The 15,584-nt window shown below is 44.2% G+C and carries 15 protein-coding genes, 1 rRNA gene, 1 pseudogene and 1 riboswitch; of the genes and pseudogenes, 6 read left to right on the plus strand and 11 right to left on the minus strand.

The features are described from left to right. A 16S ribosomal RNA gene (locus tag OWN49_RS04945) occupies nucleotides 1-126 on the minus strand; the annotation flags it as partial. A 430-nt stretch (nucleotides 127-556) separates the two neighbouring features. After that, a riboswitch (TPP riboswitch) is annotated at nucleotides 557-657 on the plus strand. A gap of 100 nt (nucleotides 658-757) precedes the next feature. Between OWN49_RS04945 and thiT the strand changes: the two genes are divergently transcribed. Then, nucleotides 758-1,339, plus strand: coding sequence for an energy-coupled thiamine transporter ThiT (gene thiT / locus OWN49_RS04950; protein WP_077722740.1), 582 nt, complete (start codon nucleotides 758-760; stop codon nucleotides 1,337-1,339). A 30-nt stretch (nucleotides 1,340-1,369) separates the two neighbouring features. Here thiT and OWN49_RS04955 read toward each other — a convergent pair whose 3' ends face one another. Continuing rightward, nucleotides 1,370-2,899 carry a flotillin family protein gene (locus OWN49_RS04955; RefSeq protein WP_024085720.1) on the minus strand — a complete coding sequence of 510 codons (1,530 nt, stop codon included), beginning with the start codon at nucleotides 2,897-2,899 and terminating at the stop codon, nucleotides 1,370-1,372. Nucleotides 2,900-2,918: 19 nt separating this feature from the next. Continuing rightward, complete coding sequence (locus OWN49_RS04960) at nucleotides 2,919-3,449, minus strand: NfeD family protein (protein WP_176283502.1); 531 nt, start codon at nucleotides 3,447-3,449, stop codon at nucleotides 2,919-2,921. A 145-nt stretch (nucleotides 3,450-3,594) separates the two neighbouring features. Between OWN49_RS04960 and OWN49_RS04965 the strand changes: the two genes are divergently transcribed. Next, nucleotides 3,595-4,083, plus strand: a complete 489-nt coding sequence (locus OWN49_RS04965; protein ID WP_070082256.1) for a DinB family protein — start codon at nucleotides 3,595-3,597, stop codon at nucleotides 4,081-4,083. A gap of 1 nt (nucleotide 4,084) precedes the next feature. On the opposite strand, the pseudogene OWN49_RS04970 reads toward OWN49_RS04965, so the two are convergent. The 3 genes and pseudogenes from OWN49_RS04970 to betB form a co-directional block, all read right to left on the minus strand. Further along, nucleotides 4,085-4,665: pseudogene (locus OWN49_RS04970) on the minus strand (MOSC domain-containing protein). Nucleotides 4,666-4,736: 71 nt separating this feature from the next. Then, the gene (gbsB, locus tag OWN49_RS04975) at nucleotides 4,737-5,945 is read right to left on the minus strand and encodes a choline dehydrogenase (protein ID WP_003152181.1); all 1,209 of its coding nucleotides are present in this window, start codon (nucleotides 5,943-5,945) and stop codon (nucleotides 4,737-4,739) included. A gap of 16 nt (nucleotides 5,946-5,961) precedes the next feature. Then, nucleotides 5,962-7,434: a betaine-aldehyde dehydrogenase gene (betB, locus tag OWN49_RS04980; RefSeq protein ID WP_003152180.1), complete on the minus strand. Its 1,473-nt coding sequence runs from the start codon at nucleotides 7,432-7,434 to the stop codon at nucleotides 5,962-5,964. A 200-nt stretch (nucleotides 7,435-7,634) separates the two neighbouring features. Between betB and cudC the strand changes: the two genes are divergently transcribed. The 3 genes from cudC to OWN49_RS04995 all read left to right on the plus strand — a co-directional run bounded on the left by cudC (nucleotide 7,635) and on the right by OWN49_RS04995 (nucleotide 9,720). Then, nucleotides 7,635-8,189: a choline uptake/conversion transcriptional regulator CudC gene (cudC, locus tag OWN49_RS04985; protein ID WP_071392220.1), complete on the plus strand. Its 555-nt coding sequence runs from the start codon at nucleotides 7,635-7,637 to the stop codon at nucleotides 8,187-8,189. A gap of 159 nt (nucleotides 8,190-8,348) precedes the next feature. Continuing rightward, a complete protein-coding gene (gene bslA, locus OWN49_RS04990; RefSeq protein ID WP_070082729.1) occupies nucleotides 8,349-8,888 on the plus strand; it encodes a biofilm surface layer hydrophobin BslA in 540 nt (179 codons plus the stop codon). Between the two features lie 163 nt (nucleotides 8,889-9,051). After that, nucleotides 9,052-9,720 (plus strand): potassium channel family protein, encoded by a 669-nt coding sequence (locus OWN49_RS04995; RefSeq protein WP_058906302.1) that lies wholly within the window; start codon nucleotides 9,052-9,054, stop codon nucleotides 9,718-9,720. A gap of 33 nt (nucleotides 9,721-9,753) precedes the next feature. Here OWN49_RS04995 and OWN49_RS05000 read toward each other — a convergent pair whose 3' ends face one another. Both OWN49_RS05000 and hmpA read right to left on the minus strand, forming a co-directional pair. Continuing rightward, entirely contained in the window at nucleotides 9,754-10,599 is an 846-nt protein-coding gene (locus OWN49_RS05000) for a glucosaminidase domain-containing protein (protein WP_070082259.1), read from the minus strand. Between the two features lie 142 nt (nucleotides 10,600-10,741). Then, the gene (gene hmpA, locus OWN49_RS05005) at nucleotides 10,742-11,917 is read right to left on the minus strand and encodes an NO-inducible flavohemoprotein (RefSeq protein ID WP_094247926.1); all 1,176 of its coding nucleotides are present in this window, start codon (nucleotides 11,915-11,917) and stop codon (nucleotides 10,742-10,744) included. A 216-nt stretch (nucleotides 11,918-12,133) separates the two neighbouring features. On the opposite strand from hmpA, the gene OWN49_RS05010 reads away from it, so the two are divergent. After that, nucleotides 12,134-12,775: a cupin domain-containing protein gene (locus OWN49_RS05010; protein ID WP_094247622.1), complete on the plus strand. Its 642-nt coding sequence runs from the start codon at nucleotides 12,134-12,136 to the stop codon at nucleotides 12,773-12,775. Between the two features lie 67 nt (nucleotides 12,776-12,842). On the opposite strand, the gene OWN49_RS05015 is transcribed toward OWN49_RS05010, so the two are convergent. From OWN49_RS05015 to OWN49_RS05025, 3 genes are all read right to left on the minus strand, one after another. Then, nucleotides 12,843-13,163: a hypothetical protein gene (locus OWN49_RS05015; protein WP_173612858.1), complete on the minus strand. Its 321-nt coding sequence runs from the start codon at nucleotides 13,161-13,163 to the stop codon at nucleotides 12,843-12,845. Nucleotides 13,164-14,047: 884 nt separating this feature from the next. Then, nucleotides 14,048-14,170, minus strand: a complete 123-nt coding sequence (locus OWN49_RS05020; protein ID WP_255219923.1) for a hypothetical protein — start codon at nucleotides 14,168-14,170, stop codon at nucleotides 14,048-14,050. 134 nt (nucleotides 14,171-14,304) lie between these two features. After that, nucleotides 14,305-15,435: a Rap family tetratricopeptide repeat protein gene (locus OWN49_RS05025; protein WP_070082263.1), complete on the minus strand. Its 1,131-nt coding sequence runs from the start codon at nucleotides 15,433-15,435 to the stop codon at nucleotides 14,305-14,307. Nucleotides 15,436-15,584: the final 149 nt, after the last annotated feature.

Below are 15,584 nucleotides of genomic sequence, written 5' to 3' on the forward strand. Positions count from 1 at the left end.
TACCCACGTGTTACTCACCCGTCCGCCGCTAACATCAGGGAGCAAGCTCCCATCTGTCCGCTCGACTTGCATGTATTAGGCACGCCGCCAGCGTTCGTCCTGAGCCAGGATCAAACTCTCCGATAAATGGATCACAGACTAAGTTCACTGCATCCTGCAGTAACGTCTGTGTGATCTGCATCGTGCAGACCTTAGTTTGACTGACTACGCACATCGCTGTGCGATTTATTTAAAACTTTGAATTAACAGGTACGTTTTGTCTTGTTTAGTTTTCAAAGATCATTACCGCTTGTTGAAGCAGCTTTATTATCTTACCACTCAGCTTCTTTTATGTCAACAACTTTTTTTAAGTTGTTTCCGAAGCTTTTTGTTGTTGTCTGCTGTCCATCAGCGACGTTTAATAATATAACACCCTTTTGAAAATATGACAATAGTTTTTTAAAAAAATCATTAATTATTTTCTTTCATACCTTATTTCAGTTTCTCTTCTATAGAAAGATAAGCTGTCTTGTGGTTTGGCCTATTTTCTTGTATAGTAAGATTGAACTAAATACTTGATGACCACAAGGGGAGCATTAAAGCTGAGAGTGAACGTTTTGTTCTGACCCTTTGAACCTGTTAGTTAACGCTGGCGTAGGGATGTGGCAAAGCCAAATGATTTGCAGTTTATGTAAGCAGCGCGCGGACCTTTTCCCATCCTTCCCCGCGCTGCTTTTTTGTTTATCCTTGATACGGTTGTCTGACCAGGGGGAAAACTATGAATCATTCAACACAGCTTGTGCGCTTAATTGAAATAGCGATTATGACCGGGGCGGCTGTCATTCTGGACATTGTCTCAGGTATGTTTCTCCGGATGCCCCAAGGCGGTTCGGTCTCTATTATGATGATTCCGATTTTTTTGATTTCATTCCGCTGGGGAGTGAAGGCCGGGCTTACGACAGGCTTTTTAACAGGGATTGTCCAGATCGCCATCGGCAATTTGTTTTTGCAGCACCCGGTGCAGCTATTTCTCGATTACATCGCGGCATTTGCAGTTCTCGGTTTCAGCGGCTTGTTTGCTTCCGGTGTACGAGCATCGGCATTGAATAAAAAAAGAGGCTCTTTAACGATGTATGTTATAGGCGGTGTTTTCATCGGCAGTGCACTGCGCTATGCGGCGCATGTGGTCTCCGGAGCTGTCTTTTTCGGAAGCTATGCTCCGAAGGGTACGCCGGTCTGGATTTATTCATCCGTCTATAACGCGACTTACATGATTCCTTCTTTTATCCTTTCAGCCATTGTCCTTATCTTATTATTCATGACTGCGCCGCGGCTTCTTGAAGCTAAGCGGACGAACTGAAACAGCAGGCGGTTTACGCCTGCTGTTTTTTTATTCCGGGCTGTGCCGTTCGTTAGAATCACTCAGTTCTTTTGTAAGTTCATTTATGCTTTGTTTTATGTTTCCTTTGCCTGAAAAATTCTCAATCAGCTCTTTTACATTGATTCCGGAAGATGCTTTTAAGCTTTCCTGGAGACCGGCCATTAAATTGGTTGCGTAGCCTGTGACTTTATTGGCTCCGCCGTTTTCACCGCTTCCTCCCGTATCCACGACGGTAATTTTATCAATGTTTGAAAGAGGCGCTGAGACTTGTTTTGCGTATTCAGGCAGCATTTTCACAATCATATCAAGGATTGCAGCCTGCCCGTATTTTTCGAATGCGTCGGCGATTTTTTCTTTAGCTTCCGCTTCTGCGAGACCTTTCAGGCGGATGACTTCCGCTTCGGTTTCTCCTCTCGCCTTTTCAGCCTCCGCTTTAGCAAGACCGTCAATTCTCACGCGTTCCGCTTCCGCCTTGGCCATCGCTTCGATGCTGTACTGCTCGGCATCCGCTTCTGCGAGCTGCTTCGCTTTTGCGGCCGCGGCCGCTTGTTCCACCGAGTAACGGTCAGCATCGGCTTTTTTCTTCACTTCAGAGTCATATTGGCGCTCACGGCGCAGAATTTCTTTTTCCTCCAATTCAATCTGCTTTTGCCGCTCAATAATTTTAATTTGCATTTCCTGCTCTGTCACCTGCTGGCGCGCTTTTGCGGTTTCAAGATCATATGCCTGGTCGGCATTAGCTTTTGCTGTATCCTGCTCTCTTCTGTATTCCGCCATTTTCAGCTGATTGATTTTTTCCGCTTCAGCTATTTCCGTCGCCCGCTCCAGCTCTGATTTTTTTGCGTCTTTATCAGCGGCCGCGCGTTTAATCCTCGTCTCTTTATCCGCTTCTGCCGTGGCAATGTCCGCATCCCGCTTGACTTGGGCGATTCTCGGCTTACCTAATGATTCAAGATAGCCGTTTTTATCCCGGACGTCTTTAATCGTAAAAGAAACGATCATCAGCCCCATTTTAGCAAGATCCTGAGACGCGACACGCTGGACTTCCTGAGAAAACTTTTCCCTGTTTTTATAAATCTCTTCAACGGTCATGGAGCCGAGGATGGAGCGCAGATGGCCTTCCAGCACCTCTCGCGCCTCCTGCTCACGGTCGTCCTTGGATTTCCCCAAAAATTGTTCAGCTGCTGTGGCGATTTCACCGATGGAGCCTCCGATTTTAATAATGGCGGTTCCGTCGGCCATTACCGGCACGCCTTGCTCTGTATAGACTTCAGGTGTAGAGACATCAAGTTTGCTTGACAGTAAACTGAGAGGTTCTGCCTGCTGGAATACCGGGAGCACGAACGTTCCCCCGCCCCGGACGATTTTCAGACGATTTCCGCCTTCATCAATGTGGACGTTCTTATTTCCCAAATAACTTCCGGTCACGATAAGGGCTTCATCCGGCCCCGCTGTCCGGTACTTCGTAATAAATACAGCAATAAGTGCGATGAGTAAAAAGAATACGATTCCGATAACAATGATAATCGGCATAGTCATAACAGTTCCCCCTTAGATATCAGATTGGTTCATGCGGCGTCACAAAAAGCACTCCGTCTTTCACGTCAATCACTAATACGGCCGTTCCGTACTTGATCTGTTCTTGATCAAAGCTGACGGCTGATTTAGAAATGGCGCCCCCTATTCCCTCTATGATCACTTCCCCATAGCCGTCTTTCGGGACGGAAGTAATGACCCTGCCGACTCTGCCCTTTAAATCTGTCTCCCGATATGAGAGCGATTCTTCCGCTGATGAAAGCGGGACAAGGACGAAGAAATGAAGCAGGCTGACCAAAAGAACCGAAAGAACAAATGAAATTAACGCAATGACAGGACTTGATAGCGGAGCGGCGATTTCGCCGATATAACCTGAGGCTGAAAAGATTGTTAAAAAAGACAGAATCAATGCAGGGTTTAAAAATGAAACAGGAATGGCTTCCGAGAGGCCGTGAAACACATCTTGAAAAAACAGAATCAAAAGCGTGAGACTTCCCGAAATAATCAATGTGTAAAGATAGACCGTTTCAAGCGGCAGATGAAATATGTCCACATTCTATCCTCCTTTCGGCTTAGTGTCGGAGTGTTACTTTATATACGGATGTAAAGGCAAATGGTTTCAATTTTCTGATAAGGAAGGCTGATTACATGATTATCCAATCCGGATATGATATGTTTACTCTAAAGGAGGAGATAGGATGAGCATTTTTAATGAAGCCAGACAGCAGACCTGGGAAGTACTGAAAGGACTCTCTGATGAGGAATTCAATCGAAAGCCCGCGGCTGATGAGTGGAGCGTGCGGGAAGTCCTTGACCATTTAAAGAAAATTGACGAAACAGCGCAGACCCTTTTATCAAAGCAGGCAAAAGACGCACCGTTTAAAAAAATCGAAGACAAACCGATGGAGTTTATAGAGGACAGATCAAATAAACGGCCGGCGCCGTCACACCTCGAACCTGAGCAAAACCGAATATCAGTCATTGAGGCAAAACAAGAATTAGATACGGCAAGACAGCAGCTGACCGCAGTTATTTCATCATTAAACGAGGAAGACTTTGAACGTGTGCTTCCGCATCCTGTTTTTCAAGAACTGACGATCCGCCAGTGGATTGATTTTATCGGCCATCATGAAAAGCGTCACATCAATCAAATAGAAGAAATCAAACAAAAAATCGAGAAGGTCTGACTCAGACCTTCTCGATTTTTTTCTTGGCGCGTTTCGGTTCATAAGAATGGATGGTGACCGCATCGCCCGTGCATATATCACCCGGGCGTTCAACAATACAGACAATTCCTCTTCTGCCCATCGCGTGCCTCACAAACGCCGCGGGAGTTTTGGCTGATCCGGATAAAAGGATTGAATAACTTCTCCCGGCTGAATGCACGGATCATTTTCTCCTTCACACAACAGAGACGCACCGCTTGGAAATATCATTCTGCTTCCTTCTTTAAGCGGCGTCAGCGCAGAAAAACCACTGATTGCAATGTTAGCGCCGAGCCATTCGGGAAAGATATGAGAAATCCCCATCTTCTCCGCAATGTCATCACATTCCTCCATGGACACGATTGAAATTTGTCTCCGGTTAAAAATTTCCGTTCCTCTTTCATACATCGGCTCACGCGCGCCGGCCTTTTTTGTCAGTCCGAAATGCAGGTCACCGGGAAACCCGCCGTATTCCGCGCGAAGCTTGTCCATCTTTTTAGTAACAAATTGTTCGGTATCCGCTATATATACGCCTTCCGTCTTTGCTGTTATGCGTTTCCACATCAGCCACCACCGCCTTTTTCTTGACATTATCCTTAAAAAACCCCGCTCTGTAAAGGAGCGGGGTTCATTTATTATACCGTTTTCGGCGTTAAGTCAAAGCAACGTTTGTAAATCCAGTTGTATGCTTTCTCATTCAAATCTCTTGGATTTCCGAATGTTTGCGGATCTTTCATGGCTTCTTTTGATAACCGTTCAATCATGTCCGGAGACACACCTTGTTCTTCTAAACTCGGCACCTCTAAATCTTTTACAAGATCATACATCCAGTTGACGGACGCTTTTGCCGCTTCTTCAGTTGTCATGTTGCTTGTATCGATTCCGAATGCTTTGGCGATGCGGGCGAATTTTTCCGGATAGCCTTTCCAGTTGTATTCCATTACCGGTCCCATCATAGCTGCGACGCATTGTCCGTGAGCGACAGGGATAATGCCGCCGAGCGTCTGGCTCATCGCATGCGCCGCGCCTGCTGATTCACTGCCGTATGAAAGGCCGGCAAGCATCGCCGCCTGCGCCATGCCGTATCTTGCTTCCAAATCCTCTCCGTCCGCAAACGCGCGCTTAATATAATGCGCCGCATATTCAATGGCCATTAAAGCGACGGCATCAGTGATCGGCTGCGCGAATTTCATCGTATAGCACTCGATGGCGTGCGCAAGTGCATCAATACCTGTCATGGCCGTCACATGCGGAGGCATGGACGTGTGCAGCTCAGGGTCAATGACCGTTAGATGCGCAGCGATAAGCGGTCCGCCCGTATTGAATTTAAATTCTCTTTCCTCATCTGTAATGACCGCCCATTGTGTGACCTCTGAACCTGTTCCCGCAGTCGTCGGGATCGTTGTCAGCGGAGGAATGCGGTTTTCCAGCGGCTTTTTGCCTTCCGCGGCTTCATAATCAAGCACGCTTCCTTCGTGTGTCGCTTCTACCCCGATCGCTTTCGCCGTATCCATGGAGCTTCCGCCGCCGACAGCCACAAGACCGTTGCAGTTTTCTTTTTTATACAGTTCTGATCCTTCGTTCACAAGACGTACAGGCGGGTTCGGCTCCACTTTGTTAAACAGGACGACTTCGATGCCCGCTTCCTGCAAAGATTCAATGACCGGGTTTGCCACTCCCGCGTTATAAATTCCCGGGTCTGTTACGAGCAGCGCTTTTGTGACGCCAAGCGCTCTGACTTCACTTCCCGCGTGCTGAATCGCGCCGATTCCGTGTTTAATGACTGTCGGGATTTCGAATGTATGGAATTTATGCATGCTTTCTACTTTCATATTTAATGTCATATTTATCTCCTCCTAATTATGCTTGAAACCAGTTCACAGCCGCAGGTTTCGTGTTGCGGTAAATATGTTTGATTTCCGTGTATTCTTCCAGGCCGATTTTACCGAGCTCACGGCCGAAGCCCGATTGTTTGTACCCGCCCCATGGCGCTTGCGCGAAATACGGGTGGAAATCATTGATCCATACCGTTCCCATCCGCAGTTTGGCGGCTACGCGTTCGCATTTTTCAATATCCTTTGACCATACCGCTCCGGCCAGCCCGTAAATGGTATCGTTGGCAAGTCTGATCACTTCTTCTTCAGAAGAAAATGACTCAACTGTTAAAACGGGGCCGAAGATCTCCTCTTGGACTATCCGCATATCAGACTTGCAGTTTGAGAAAATAGTAGGTTCATAGAAGAAACCGTTTTGAAGGGCGGGATCATCAGGACGTTTGCCGCCTGTTTCCAGTTTTGCCCCTTCTTCGATACCGATTTCTACGTATTTTTCGACTTTGGCCCGATGCTCGGCGGAAATCAGCGGACCGCTTTCCGTATCTTCATGAAAACCGTTTCCTAATTTGATGCGTTTCGTGCGCTTGATCAGCTCGGCTAAAAATTCATCATGAATGGCTTCGTCCACCAAAAGACGGGACCCTGCCGAACAAACTTGGCCGGCATGGAAAAACACGGCGTTCAGCGCTTGATCTGCAGCTGTTTCGAGATCTGCATCTTGAAATACGATATTCGGATTCTTGCCGCCAAGCTCCAGGGCAATCTTTTTCACGTTGCCGCTTGCCGCCTGCATGATTTTTTTGCCTGTTTCAATTCCGCCCGTAAAAGAGACCAAATCGACGTCAAGGTTTCTCGCCAGCTCGTCGCCGACAGAAGCGCCCGGCCCCAGCACGAGATTGGCGGCCCCTTTCGGAATACCGGCTTCTTCTATTAATTGAAAGACTTTAATGGTTGTCAGCGGAGTAATCTCGCTCGGCTTTAAAACGATCGTGTTTCCGGCCGCAAGAGCGGGAGCGATTTTCCAGCTCGCCTGAAGGAGCGGATAGTTCCACGGCGTAATTTGTCCGCATACGCCAATTGGCTCTCTGACGATTTTACTTACTGAATCGGGAATCGGAGATGAAATGACTTCGCCTCCGTCTTTATCCGCCAAACCGGCATAATATTGAAATACATTTGCGATATCATCCATATCGGCTTTACTTTCTTCAATCGTTTTTCCTGTGTCAAGCGATTCCAGCTCAGCTAATTCGTTCAGATCGCGTCTGATTAATTCCGCAATTTTCAGAACAAATTGTCCGCGCTCGAGCCCGGAAAGCACCGGCCACTCCCCTTCATCAAATGCTTTTCTGGCTGCGGCGATGGCTTTCACCGCATCATCCCGGTCTCCTTCGCATACCGTTGCAATTTCTTCTTGATTAAATGGATTAATGATACGGCGGGTCTGTTTTTTTTCTGCACTGATCCATTCGCCGCCGATATAAAGCGTTTTGCTCATAAGAGTCCTCCTTACCGATAAGTAAGTTTGTTAAATAAAAATTTAATGTTTTTAACAATGTTAATTTAACACATGTTTTTTTGCCTGTCAAAACCCGGTCAGTCCGTTTAGATTTTGACATTTTGTCATGATTCGTTAAGATTAAGAACATAAAGAAATGACTTAACAAATTTAAACTTCAAGAGGAAAAGAGGGACAGTATGGATGAGAATCCAGAATTCACAGCTATAGAACAAGCCAGGGATCTTGTCATTGATTCCATTGCAGAGACGATGGATCTTTACGGAATCACCCGGAGTGTCGGGATTTTATACGGAACAATGTATATGAGGGATGAAATGACGCTTGACGAAATGCGTGAGGAACTGCAGATGAGCAAACCGAGTATGAGCACAGGCGTCAAAAAGCTGCAGGATTTAAATGTGGTCAAAAAAACCTTTCACCGCGGCACACGGAAGCATACGTTTGTAGCGGAAAAGGATTTCTTTACGTTTTTCACGAATTTCTTTCCGCCGAAATGGGACCGTGAAGTTCAGGTGAATTTGTCCGCCATCGTACAGGCCCAGGCGGATTTGCAGTCCGTTTTGCTGGCCGAGGAAGGCAGCGCGGAATTACAGGAAGAAGCGCGGCAGTTATATGATCAGCTTGAAAGCTCGAAAGCTTATTATCATTGGCTGAAGCGGCTCGCCGACTCGGTTCAGAGCGGGGAGATTTTTAAATTTATTCCGATAGAAACAGACGAAAAAAACGCCTGATTTTGATTCAGGCGTTTTTTGTCGTGATTTGATTATTTTTGAGAAAATATAGGAACATAACCCCATTTACTTCCATTAAAATTGATGGTAAATTTTTATAGGTATGGTCGTTCTTTTTTAAGAACAATCAGCAAATTTTTTTTAGGGGGATTTATGAAAATGAAACAGAAATTTTTCTCAACTGTCATGGCAAGTTTATTCGGCCTGGTTTTGCTTCTTTCTCTGCCGACAGCGTCATTCGCCGCTGAGTCAGGCTCAACCGTTCACGAGCCGGAAATGTCCGCGAAAGCGACTGCTACCTTATTTGCAAAATATACAGGTGCCAGCCAGCAGGAATGGTCATTTTCTGATATCGAATTGACGTACCGTCCGAACACGATCCTGAGCTTAGGCGTTATGGAATTTACCCTTCCTAGCGGATTTGCGGCTACAACAAAAGATACAGTCAACGGACACGCTTTGCGTGAAAGACAGATTCTGAATAACGGCAAAACAGTCAGACTTCCGTTAAACATTGATTTGCTCGGCGCAGCGGAATTTAAGCTTTCTCTTAATAATAAAACATTGCCTGCTGCAGGTACATATAAGTTCCGTGCAGAAAATAAATCATTAAGCATCGGCTCTAAATTCTATGCTGAGGACACAATTGTTGTTCAAAAACGCAGCACACCGCCGACACAGCCTTGCAACTGCAAATAATTGCGAAAAACGGACCGGCACAAGCTCATCGCTTGTCAGCCGGTCTTTTTTTGTGCTGTTTTCTTTCTTCCGGCCCTCGCATTGACAAACCCCTGAAACAGGAGTACATTCTTGTTTGTTGTATTTGGAGTGACGAAAACAGTTTCTTAAGGAGTTATGAGGATTGGGAAAAATCAAAAATAAACAATTTGCCGTCATCGGACTCGGCCGTTTCGGCGGAAGCATCTGTAAAGAGCTTTTTAAAATGGGGCATGAGGTGCTTGCGATCGATATCAGCGAAGAGCGGGTCAACGCATACTCCTCTTATGCCACGCATGCCGTGCGGGCAAATTCAACGGAAGAAAGCGAGCTTCAGTCGCTCGGCATCAGAAATTTTGAATATGTCATCGTAGCAATCGGCGCCAACATTCAGGCAAGCACGCTGACGACGCTGTTATTGAAGGAGCTGAACATCCCTAATATTTGGGTGAAAGCGCAAAACTATTATCATCACAAAGTGCTTGAAAAGATCGGTGCTGACCGTATTATCCATCCCGAAAAGGATATGGGCGTGCGGATTGCGCAAAGCCTTTCAGATGAAAACGTCTTAAATTACATCGATTTGTCAGATGAATACAGCATTGTGGAGCTTTCAGCCACGAAAAAGCTGCATTTAAAATCCATTCTTGATCTCGGCGTCCGGGCCAGATTCGGCTGCACCATTCTCGCCGTGAAACATAATGGAGACATTCAGCTGTCCCCTTCTCCGGAGACTGTCATTCATGAATGTGACTGCCTTGTGCTGATGGGGCATAAACGTGATATTAAAAGGTTTGAAACTGAAGGAATGTAAAAAAGCCGGCAAGCTGCCGGCTTTTTTTGATGCTTATGTTTCTTCACTTAACTGGACGGCGGTTTGGTCAACCCAGCCGATCAGCTCATCTTTCACTTGAATTTGGTACCAGACGGATTCTCCGTTTTGTTTTTCAGATACGACTTTAATATGCTGGCCGGTAAACTTTTGCGCCGATGCCAGTTTTATAGAATGCCGCTCTTTTGACGGCTTGGACCACACGTCTTCAATGACGTGGTCTTTGATGGCGCCTTTCATATCAACTGCTTTAAGAGAGGCATTGATTTTGTCATATTCATTCAGGTTATAGGTTTCTATGACATCTTTAATTTTTTCAGCATAGCCGGGGTCTGTGGCGTAGCCGGATTTTTGAAGGGCAGCCGCCGCTGTTTTATAATTGTCCGCTTCAATGACGGGCTTGTACTTCTTTTTATTCCAAGACGTTCCGTTGACAAATAATTTGGCATGGTCATCCATTGATTCAAAAAACGTGCTGTATTTACGGAATTTTGCCCGAATCGTTTTTCGTTTTCCTTTTTCAAATTCATCCGTTTTCATCGTGACGTGTTTTCCTTTATAATCACCTTTTACACCGAACAGGTTGCGCGCTTTCCCCGCAAGCTCACTGTTCCCCCAGTCCGATTCGAGAATGGCCTGTGCGAGGGTGATGCTCGGAAGGACATGATATTTCTCATATAAAATCTGAGCATGCCCGGAAAGGCTGTCAATAAAGACCTGCTGCTCGTCCACCTCTTCAGGCGGTTTTTCTTCCGTCACTATGAATTTCGAAAATACCATTGATACCAGAAATAATCCGAATATAAGAGATACAGCAAAAAGGCACCCAAGCACCCTTTTGGTCTTTGCTTTCTTTTTCATATCAACCTTCCTTTAATTCCGGAATCACTAGATTTATAATTTTACTGGTCATTGATGAAAATTTCAATAAAATAGGGAAAAAGACGGAGAAAGAACACATTGTGCAAATAAAAAAGACTCCTCTTTGAGGAGTCTTTTTTTGTTATGCCATGCTCAGCTGAGGGCCGAACAATTCATATTGAACAGAATCAGAGTCAAACCCGAGTGCAAGAATCATATCTTTCATTTGCGTCATAAACTGCGCTGACCCGCACAAGTAACATTCAGCATCTTGATTCAGATGAAGCTGCTCCAAGAAGGTTTGATCAATCCGGCCGCTGTAAAAAGGCTTGTCTCCTGAGCGGTCTTGTTCTGCCGGTTCACTGTATACATAAATGACGTTAATATTCGGATGATTCTCCGCAGCTTGTTCAGCCTCTTTGCGGAACGCGGCGTACTCTCCGTTTTTCGCGGCATGAATAAAAGTAACGGAACGCTCCGGCTGTTTTTCGGCGGCTGTTTTCAGCATGCTCATCATCGGCGTGATTCCGGAACCGGCACTGATAAGAACAACCGGTTTTTCGGCAGCAGACAGCTTGAAATCTCCGGCGGGTGCGCTGACTTCAAGTTTATCTCCCTCTTGAACTTCATTGTGGAGATGAGAAGAAACCGCTCCGTCCTTTTTCACAGAAATCCGATATGCGCCTTTTCGAGAAGCATCAGACAGACTGTACTGGCGAATGTGCGTATAAGGCGAATCCGCAATCCGCACTTTAATGCTGATATATTGTCCCGCTTCAAATCCAGGTAGCGAAGAGCCGTCACTCGGTTTGATATAAAACGATGTGATATCTTTGCTTTCTTTTGTTTTCTGTATAACCGTAAATTCTTTATACCCCTGCCATCCGGCTTCATTGTACATGTCTTTTTCAATGCCGATGAAAGCCTCCGCAATAACACCGTAAGCTTTTTCCCATGCCTGCATAATCTCAGGAGTTGCGGCATCCTGCAGCACATCCTTAATCGCCAGAAGCAGATACTTTCCGACAATCGGATAATGTTCCGGTTTTACACCGATGCTTGTGTGCTTATGGCCGATCTGTCTGACCGCCGGAATGATTTGTTCTAATTGATCAATATTCGCCGCAGCCGCAATGACTGCATTTGCCAATGCTGCGCGCTGAGTCTGTTTCTTTTGGTTCGTTTGGTTAAACATATTTAACAGTTCGGGATGATCTTGAAACATCAGGTTATAAAAGCGCCCGGTGATGTTTTCTCCATGTGTTTTCAATACAGGTACTGTGCTTTTGATGATGTCTATTGTTCTCTCATCCAGCATGTTCATCCTCAACCCTTCTAAAGATGTATTTTCAATATATCTTTATAGTAAGAGATATTTCGAATAAAAGATATATCTAAAATGAATCTTTAAAAAGTCGTCACAATATTGTGTTGGATTTGGAATTTATGGATTTCACCTCCTTTTTTATCACCCGGTGAAACAGGGACACATATATTTGGGAATATACGTTTAAAGATGAAAGCGGGGGATTGCATGGTTTCCGATATCGATTACACGTCTCCGAATACACAGTTCACTTATGATGTGAATGAGAGCCGTTTTTTTACGAAAGATGCTCGGAACTTTATCAATGTATTGGGGATTAAACAGTTAAACACGCTTGAAAATATTTCATTATTAGATATCTTTCTGAGTAAAACAAATGTGATTGAACCGCATACCCATCAAAACGCCGCTGAATTGGTGTACTGTATTTCGGGTTCCGCGGTGGTGTCGATGCTGAATCCGTTCACCCAGAAAATACGTAATTACCCGATTACCCCCGGGCAAGTGGCGAATATTCCGCAGGGGTGGTGGCATTATGAAGTCGCCACTTCAGACAAAACCCATCTTTTAGCCATATTTGACGCCCCTTCGCCTGAAGTGATATACGGCTCGGATATTCTCCGTCTGACGCCGCCTGAGATCATGGCGCATACGTACTGTTTGAATGAGCATGAGTGGGAAAAAGCCGTTTCACCGATCCGGCAATCAACTGTGATAGGTCCCGATAAATACTGCGGACAGTCTGAAAACACGGGTATTCATGATATGAATAAGCCTTATCAGCCAAATACGCATTATCTGAATGATCCGTATCGGCATTATGTTCAGCCGTTCTATCGGGGGTATTAAATGGGAAACGGAGCGGCATTCAAGCTTTGACGAAAAAAGCCCCTCATTGGAGAGGGGCTCTTGATCATTACGGTCCGGTTCCGCAGCTTACTTTGTACTCGCCTTCGGACGATTTTTTTGAATAACATACGTGCGGCGTCTGTCCGGTTTCATCTTTCCAATTGAACCAATTTACATAATAAAGGTTCCCGGCCTCTCCGCCTCCTTCTTCTTTTTGAAGAATCGCAAAGTAGCTTTGATACGGATATCCTTTTTTATAAATGTCATGCCTGATGGCTCCTTTTTCTGAAGCAGACGTGAAGATGATGGGAGAAAGAGCCGGGAGCGCTGTTAAAAGAAGTGCCACTGCCGCTGACAGAGATAATATAAGATAGATTTTCTTTTTCATTTTCTCTCTTTCCTTTATTTTGAGTTGTTAGAAATGAAGCGGAACACAGAGGCTGCTGCAGAGGATTAAAAACTTATAAAGGTATGGAGCCAAGGGGCTCGCACCCCTGACCTCTACGCTGCCAGTGTGGAGATGCTTTTCTGATAGGAACAGACGTTTTGTTTCAAATCCTAATCTTTTATTTGGCTAAAAATGAATAAGCTGGTCCCAAAATAGGATAATAAATTAAAGGTTAATTTTCCACTAGACCTGCCATCAAAACGCCCATCACAATCAATAATAATAGTAAAAGTAAACAAAGTGCTAGGATAACAAAAGAAATATTCTTTGCAATTCCTTTAGGCGATTTGATTGCTAGAATACTCCCCACAACAATTCCTAGGATTCCAAGCGCCCAATGAATATGAGGCAGGAAACACAATGTGAATAAAAGGATGATAAGCGACACGATCCCAAAATACTTTCTCATTTCTCTCCTTTCTATTTTCCCTCCATTAAATTGAAAAGAAAATTGAACTTATAAATATTGAGTGCCATATTTTTTAAATATTAGCAGAATTATCGTTCGAGCTTTATGACGACGGATACATACGCGAGGTTATCTGCGCAGTTCATTACGGGACCACCTACGGAAGGAATTTCGTGTGAAGAACTTAAAGGGGGATACATTATTGTATTTGATTCTCTTTTATCCGTTGAGACTTATGAAGTTGGGAGATGATCAAATGACTGATTTTGAATGAAAAGTGCACCGGATTATCTTTAATATGTCCCGCTTTAGGAAAAATCCCTCCATGGAACAATTGAAAAGAAAAAACAGGTGTTTGTTTTGAAGCTAATGAAGAAACTAAAAAAGCCTTTTCCGAAGAAAAGGCGTAAGCTGTTCAAGTCTGAAAACGATCCGAAGCAGTTTGAAAGGTATCATGTGTTTTTTCCACTGTGTTCACACCCAATCCGCATACTAAAGATAACGACAGACCCAAAATAATGAAGATGCTTTTTTTCATACTGGCACTCTCCTTCTTAAGTTTGATTACGATCAGATGAAACTTGATATGATCCATCAAATGAAACAACCGAAGCCGTTAGACCGGCCCCTGACATTAAAACGACAGCCGATACAATGATAAATACGCCTTTTCTAAAATTCATACAGGCATTCTCCCCTCTGAATTTGTTTTTGCGTTTGAATCATTTTTTGATGATAAAAATAAGATTTGTCATATTGCTTTGATTCTGCATAAACAGCAGCCGTATCAAGAGCAATATCTTCTACATACGAATAGTTTTTATTTTTCTCAAGGTAATCAATTGTTTTTTTGATTCCCATTTGGTCTATTGCATTAATATATAAAGCCTCCAAATATTTTTGCAGAGATTCAAACAGCTTATCCCCTTGATATATCGCTGATGAAAGTCCCTTTTTGCTGATTTGAATCGCCTCGCTTGTTTTCCCTTGTTTAAATAGAAGCTTTGCGTATGTAAACAAGGAATGCGGAAGGTTACCCAATTTATACTTTTCAGATATCTCCGCTGCTTTTTTTAAGTAGATTTCAGCATTACTGTATTCTTCTAGGTCTCCGTAATTCTTTCCTATGTTGTAATAAGCAGAACTGAGCAGCCTTTCATTATTGTTTACTTGTTTCGACAACTCTAAAGCTTTTTCTAAATGAGGCAAACTTTTTTCAAAGCGTTTAAAGTCAACATAATTCCCAGAGATGACGAATAGACATTGAATTTTCCGGACCTTATACAACTCATACTGATCGTAAATATCGAGCGCTTGCTTTACGTGATGCATGGAGACGTGGCTTTGTTTCATACCGTAATATGCTTCAGCCAGTTTAAAATGAAACTCCGCTCTCTCAATTTCATCATGCACATGAACGAGTTGTTTTTCAGCTTCTCTATAAAAGCCGATCGCCTTTACATACTGCTTTTGATCAAATTCATACATGCCGCGGAAAAATAAAGAATAATAGCACAGCAGGCCGGAAATTCCTTTATTTGATGCTTCGATTTTTTCCAGCAGCTCGTCAATTGTCGGTCTCACGCGGGTAGTCACCGGTTCTAAATAATCCAGCATGAGCTGATGGCGGAATTTCATGAGGGTGTAGTAAATCAGTAGATACTCGTCTTCTTCCATCTCATTTATTTCTTGCTCCACTTCCGCTTTCAAAATCTCCGCATCCGGAACACTGAACTGACGTATCATTTTGTACCATTCATTAATCTTAACGCCAACCTCCGATGACGGTAAAACAGAACTCACAAGGCCACTCCTCCTTTTATATAATATTCTAACATTTCCATAATATGTTTGGACGAAAAAAAACCGCAATTTGTTTGCAGTTGCCAGATTACTTATTTTCACATAACTGTTGGAAACGTCCATTCTATTTGCGATAATAAAACTAATGT

The organism is Bacillus sp. NEAU-242-2 (assembly GCF_027853835.1).
GTDB lineage: Bacteria > Bacillota > Bacilli > Bacillales > Bacillaceae > Bacillus > Bacillus velezensis.

Coding starts and splice junctions, on each gene's coding strand:
- bslA (WP_070082729.1), top strand. CDS start 8,349: ATGAAACAGAAATTTTTCTCAACTGTCATGGCAAGTTTATTCGGCCTG.
- betB (WP_003152180.1), bottom strand. CDS start 7,434: ATGAGCAAAACGCTTTATATCGGCGGCGAATGGATCAGTGCAGAAAAA.
- OWN49_RS05020 (WP_255219923.1), bottom strand. CDS start 14,170: ATGAAAAAAAGCATCTTCATTATTTTGGGTCTGTCGTTATCTTTAGTA.
- gbsB (WP_003152181.1), bottom strand. CDS start 5,945: ATGACATTAAATATGAAAGTAGAAAGCATGCATAAATTCCATACATTC.
- OWN49_RS05015 (WP_173612858.1), bottom strand. CDS start 13,163: ATGAAAAAGAAAATCTATCTTATATTATCTCTGTCAGCGGCAGTGGCA.
- cudC (WP_071392220.1), top strand. CDS start 7,635: ATGGATGAGAATCCAGAATTCACAGCTATAGAACAAGCCAGGGATCTT.
- OWN49_RS05000 (WP_070082259.1), bottom strand. CDS start 10,599: ATGAAAAAGAAAGCAAAGACCAAAAGGGTGCTTGGGTGCCTTTTTGCT.
- hmpA (WP_094247926.1), bottom strand. CDS start 11,917: ATGCTGGATGAGAGAACAATAGACATCATCAAAAGCACAGTACCTGTA.
- OWN49_RS05010 (WP_094247622.1), top strand. CDS start 12,134: ATGGTTTCCGATATCGATTACACGTCTCCGAATACACAGTTCACTTAT.
- thiT (WP_077722740.1), top strand. CDS start 758: ATGAATCATTCAACACAGCTTGTGCGCTTAATTGAAATAGCGATTATG.
- OWN49_RS04955 (WP_024085720.1), bottom strand. CDS start 2,899: ATGACTATGCCGATTATCATTGTTATCGGAATCGTATTCTTTTTACTC.
- OWN49_RS04965 (WP_070082256.1), top strand. CDS start 3,595: ATGAGCATTTTTAATGAAGCCAGACAGCAGACCTGGGAAGTACTGAAA.